Raw genomic sequence first — 520 nt, forward strand, 5'->3', positions numbered from 1 at the left:
AGATTCGGCACCTTCTCCAAAATATTCAATAATTGCCCCGGTTCCCCCTTTAACGGTAAGGATCCCGGCAACCTTTAGGATCACATCTTTGGGAGCGGTCCAACCGGAAAGTTTTCCGGTAAGTTTTACTCCAATAAGTTTAGGGAATTTAAGCTCCCAGGCCATACCGGCCATTACATCTACCGCATCTGCACCACCAACACCTATGGCTACCATTCCAAGGCCGCCGGCGTTTACGGTATGTGAATCGGTTCCAATCATCATTCCACCCGGAAAAGCATAATTTTCGAGAACTACCTGGTGAATGATCCCGGCCCCGGGTTTCCAGAAGCCAATGCCGTATTTATTGGAAACAGATTCCAGAAAATCAAAAACCTCATCACTCGATTTTTTAGCGCTGGGAAGATCAAATTGAGCTCCCAGTTTAGCCTGAATAAGGTGATCACAGTGAACAGTTGTTGGAACTGCTACATTTTTCTTTCCTGCCTGCATAAACTGCAACAGGGCCATTTGTGCGGTT

1 protein-coding gene is annotated in these 520 nt (G+C 46.5%); it reads right to left on the reverse strand.

Annotated elements, in window-relative coordinates:
- A partial coding sequence (locus HC175_RS17310) for an aconitase family protein (RefSeq protein ID WP_235942663.1) occupies positions 1-520 on the reverse strand: 520 nt, incomplete at both ends.

It is taken from the genome of Salinimicrobium oceani (genome assembly GCF_012037645.1).